The sequence below is a fragment of the Bacillus sp. S4 genome (genome assembly GCF_040838205.1).
GTDB classification, from domain to species: domain Bacteria; phylum Bacillota; class Bacilli; order Bacillales; family Bacillaceae_G; genus Bacillus_A; species Bacillus_A cereus_U.
Window position 1 is genome coordinate 1 of record NZ_JBFPJI010000263.1, and the last position, 4724, is coordinate 4724.

The window sequence follows — 4724 nt, forward strand, 5'->3', positions numbered from 1 at the left end:
CTAATGATGATGTGGAAATAGAACAAACGAAAATAAAAGCAAAGTCAGCTTTAATTAATAATAATGGGAAGCAAATAATATACACACCAAATGAGAAATAATTAAGTGAAACTTTAATCAGTGGGGGATTTATCTCTCACTGATTATTAGTCATCACCAATCAAAATTTTACGGCACAAACTTGACTCTTTATTCCTACTAAATTGTGAGGTGAAAATCTTACTACCTCAAATAACAGAATGATAATTCTGTAAATCTGAATGTTCCGAAGTTTTTGGTTTTTTAAGTTGATAAATAGTGACTTGCCAAAAATAAGCACAAGAGTATAATGTGAAATGGAATACATGTTGGATTCATGAAGTAACCTTACAAAATTGTAAGGTAATTGAAAGGAAATTCAATATGAAGATTAATAGACTTACATTATACTAGGGAAAGAGAAAGAGAGGCGAATGGGTATGAGCTCTGAATTAGAACAAAACACGAGAAGTAATAAAAAACGTTCTAAAAGAAAGTCATTAAAATGGTTCATTTTAATTCCATTTTTCCTACTTATTTTTGGAGGAGTAGGATATGGATCGTTTATATATAACAAAGCAAAAGCTGTTGTAAGTGATGCGTATGCAAAAATTGATAAGTCATCAAAGCGTGATAAAGAAGTTGAACCTTTAAAGGATAACATTTCAATATTAATCATGGGTGTAGATGGAAGTGAAATGAGAAAAAGCCAATACGGCGAAGCAGTTCGGACAGATGCACTTTTATTAGCGACAATTAATAAAGATGATAAGTCAGTTAAATTAGTAAGTATTCCACGTGATTCACGTGTTTATATTCCATCTAGAAAAAAATTAGATAAAATTACACACGCACACGTATTTGGTGGGGTTGAAAGTACAAGAGATACAGTGGAAAGATTTTTAAATGTTCCAGTTGATTATTATGTGAAGTTTAACTTTGAGTCATTTGTACAAATTGTAGATTCAATTGGTGGTATTGATATTGATGTACCGGTTACTTTCACAGAACAAGATAGTAAAGACCAAGCAGGTATGATCCATTTAGAAAAAGGTTACCAACATTTAAATGGAGAACAAGCACTTGCACTTGCGAGAACGCGTAAAATTGACAGTGATGCAATGCGTGGTCAAAGACAACAACTTGTAATTGAAGCAATTGCGAAAAAAGCAATGTCTGTTCAATCTATTAGTAAAATGGGCTCTCTACTTGATGCAGTTGATAAAAATATGAAAACAAACTTAACGTTTGATGATATGCTTGCTATTACGAAAAATATGGCTGGATCTGACCTGCAAATGGAAAAGATGCAAATAGAAGGAACGGATAAACGTATTGGTGGTATTTATTATTACATTCCAAACGAAAAAAATGTGAAAGATATTTCGAATAAGTTAAATGAGCATTTAGGTGTTACACCAAAACCAACTCGAAATGAATAAGTATAAAAAAAGGTTGGCCTCAGCCAATCTTTTTTTATGGAAATGGATTGCTTTATTTGTTTTTTTAGTAGAAAAGCTACTAGGTTTTTCAAGTCTACATTCAAATCATTTAAATTTATATAAACAAAAGGTGTAATTGTACGATATACTAGAGGAGAATAATTGGTAATTAACTCCTAAAGTAGAGAAAATAGATTCATCTCATTACAAATTGAAAGCGAATTGAATTGATGGAAGATCAAACAGGTTAAAACAAATCTTCTTGAAAGTTGTACATAGTGCAATCAAGAATTGGTATGAAAAGAATAAAGAGTTTGTTGAGGCAGGAACAACAATTTTGATAAAACTCCCACTATAATTTATATAAAGTTTATATAGTGTAATAAGAATAAATAGATGTATAATTATATTGGGTGATTTATATATAAGATTAATAGGGAGAGGGAATCGATAGAATGGAAAAAGCTTTTAATATTAAACGAGTAGTAGTCGTTTTAATAGCGATTGCAGCAGTAGCTATTGGGTATTTCATGTTTCAATCTATTACTTCACCAGCAAAAGCTGTTGCGAAACAAGAAAATGTAATACAGCTTGCAAGTGAACAACCGAAAGTTGAAATGAATAAAACGGCACCAAGTCGTTTTAATGGACAGGAAAGAAAAGTTGCTTACCTTACATTTGATGATGGGCCAGGAAAATATACGGCTGAATTATTGAATATGTTAAAACAGCATGATGCGAAGGCGACATTCTTTTTAATTGGTGCGAATGTGAAACAGTTTCCTGATTTAGTAAAACGTGAAAATGCAGAAGGACATTATGTTGGAATGCATAGTATGACACACAATTTTGCGAAGTTATATAAAAATGGCGAGTATGTTAATGAAATGAAAGAAGATCAAGGCTTAATCGCAAATATTATTGGGAAAGCCCCTAAATTAACACGTCCTCCATACGGATCGATGCCTGGTTTAAATGAAGGTCTCCGAAATAAAGTAGTTGAGGATGGTTTAAAAGTGTGGGACTGGACAATTGACTCTTTAGACTGGAAATACAATAAAGTACCAGTGGATGCAGCGGCAGCGCAAATCGCTCAAAATGTATTAGCTGGTGCAACAAAACCGCAAGAAGTCATTTTAATGCACGACATTCACCCGCAATCAGTTGCTGCTGTGCCAGCAATTTTAAAGGGTCTAAAAGAAAAAGGTTATGAATTTGAGGCATACCATGAAGAGAATCACCTCCCAGTGAATTTCTGGCACGATAACCGTATGTAATTGGAGGAATTGAAGTTGAAGTATGGAAAAGTAGCAGTAGTTGGAGCATTATCAGTAGGATTATTATCAGGTTGTTTCGGTGAAAAACCAGAAGAAAATTTATATACGGCTTTTGAAACAGCAGCGACACAAGAAAAATCGTTAGCTGATGATACGAAAAAGTTAGAGCAATTAGAAAAGCAAGGGCAAGAACTATATTCTCAAATTTTACAAGAAGGTAAAGAACATAATGAAGCAGTCACGAAGAAGATAGAGGAAGCTACTGCAAATGTAAATGAGCGTGAGAAAGTATTGAAAAACGAGAAAGAACTGTTAGAGAAAGCTCAGAAGGAGACGAAATCAGTTCAAAGCAATATAGAGAAGCTTGAAGATAAGAAATTACAAAAACAAGCTAAAGCAGTAGAAGAGTCGTATAAAAACCGTTATGCTGCATTCCAAAAAATGAATGAGGATTACACGAAGGCGTTAGCGAATGAAAAAGAGCTGTATGAAAAATTAAAAGTAAAAGAAACGAAGTTAAAAGAAATTGGTGAAAAAGTTAAAACTGTTAATGAGTTAAATGTGGAAGCGCAAAAGGCGAAAGAACAATTTAACAAACACACAAAAGAGTATAATGACAGTAAATTAGCATTTTACAAAGATGCACAGATTAAGACTAAAGAACAAAAATAAAGAATGACCTTAATCGTAATAAAAAAGCTATAGAAAAAGCCGGGGAAACATTGTGAAAAATGTTTTTTCGGCTTTTGTCGTTAAATGAATAGAAAAGACTGGAATTGATATCATAAAAGAGTTATAGTGTATTATTCAAAGGAAAACATTGTAAAGTAAGGAGAATGAAATATGTCATATGAATTTTTATTCAAATTAGGTTTAGCACTCTTTTTAGGATTATTCATCGGGATAGATAGGCAGCTAAAGAATAAACCGCTTGGTGTGAAAACAAGTATGGTTATTTCTGTAGCAAGTTGTTTAATTACAATGGTTTCAATTGAATCTGTAAATGTATATTCTGTACCGGGTCATACGAATATGGATCCAATGCGATTAGCTGCCCAAATTGTTAGTGGTATTGGTTTTCTTGGAGCGGGGGTAATTTTACGAAGAAGTAATGACGTTATTTCTGGATTAACGACAGCTTCAATGGTGTGGGCTGCTTCAGCTTTAGGTATTGCGATTGGAGCAGGATTTTATATACAAGCGACGGTTGCTATGGTTTTAATTATATTAGCAATCAATGTACTTCCTCACCTTGTGAAAATTGCAGGCCCATATTCATTGAGACAAAAGGACTTGTCTATCAAAATTACTGTAAATGAGCATCGAGAGTTAGACGGGATTTTTAAGCAAATTAAAAATTTAAATATGCAAGTGAAGCGAGTGAAAATTAAAGATATTGATAATGGAGCATCTCAGCAATTAGAAATGGTAATTTTAGCTCCAGAAGATTTATATACAACTGAGTTATATAGTTCTCTAAAAGAAATCGATCATGTCGTATCTGTTGAAGTTGAAAGTAGATAAAAAAGATTGAAAAGGGTGATGAAAATTCACTCTTTTTTTATATGGGAAAAAACATTTTGCTATAATCATTTACAAAAGGGGATGCAAATGATGGAGATACATATTCGAAGGGCAACGAAAGATGATATTGCAGGTATAGTAAAAGTGCATGTGGAGAGCTGGAAAACCACATATAAAGGGATATTCGCTAACGAAATTTTAGAAAATGTAACATTCGAACAAAGAAAAAAGCAATGGGAAAACATTTTTCAAAAAGAAGACAATCTACAATATAGATTTATAGCAGAGATGTTAACTGGAGAAATTATTGGATTTATCGATGGTGGAACTGAAAGAATGGGTACATATAATTGTGATATGGAATTATATGCGATTTACATTTTACAAGATTATCAAGGTTTGAAAGTAGGGAAAAGATTATTTCAAGCTTTACTGTCAGAATGTATAAATAATAATATGGAAT

General features: G+C 32.6%; 5 protein-coding genes. All 5 read left to right on the forward strand.

Features of this window, described 5'->3' with window-relative positions; genetic code table 11:
- Positions 1–458 precede the first annotated feature (458 nt).
- Positions 459–1460 carry an LCP family protein gene (locus tag AB3X48_RS18050; RefSeq protein ID WP_016104579.1) on the forward strand — a complete coding sequence of 334 codons (1002 nt, stop codon included), beginning with the start codon at positions 459–461 and terminating at the stop codon, positions 1458–1460.
- Positions 1461–1915: 455 nt separating this feature from the next.
- Positions 1916–2737: a peptidoglycan-N-acetylglucosamine deacetylase gene (locus AB3X48_RS18055; RefSeq protein WP_016104580.1), complete on the forward strand. Its 822-nt coding sequence runs from the start codon at positions 1916–1918 to the stop codon at positions 2735–2737.
- A gap of 15 nt (positions 2738–2752) precedes the next feature.
- Positions 2753–3409, forward strand: coding sequence for a YkyA family protein (locus AB3X48_RS18060; RefSeq protein WP_002202330.1), 657 nt, complete (start codon positions 2753–2755; stop codon positions 3407–3409).
- A gap of 171 nt (positions 3410–3580) precedes the next feature.
- On the forward strand, positions 3581–4261 hold the full coding sequence (locus AB3X48_RS18065) for an MgtC/SapB family protein (RefSeq protein WP_002200827.1): 681 nt from the start codon (positions 3581–3583) through the stop codon (positions 4259–4261).
- 87 nt (positions 4262–4348) lie between these two features.
- The coding region (locus AB3X48_RS18070; RefSeq protein ID WP_367959779.1) for a GNAT family N-acetyltransferase at positions 4349–4724 on the forward strand (376 nt) is incomplete at its 3' end.

Bases quoted from the DNA above. Each gene is read 5' to 3' on its own strand.
- AB3X48_RS18055 (WP_016104580.1), top strand. From the start codon at position 1,916: ATGGAAAAAGCTTTTAATATTAAACGAGTAGTAGTCGTTTTAATAGCG.
- AB3X48_RS18050 (WP_016104579.1), top strand. From the start codon at position 459: ATGAGCTCTGAATTAGAACAAAACACGAGAAGTAATAAAAAACGTTCT.
- AB3X48_RS18065 (WP_002200827.1), top strand. From the start codon at position 3,581: ATGTCATATGAATTTTTATTCAAATTAGGTTTAGCACTCTTTTTAGGA.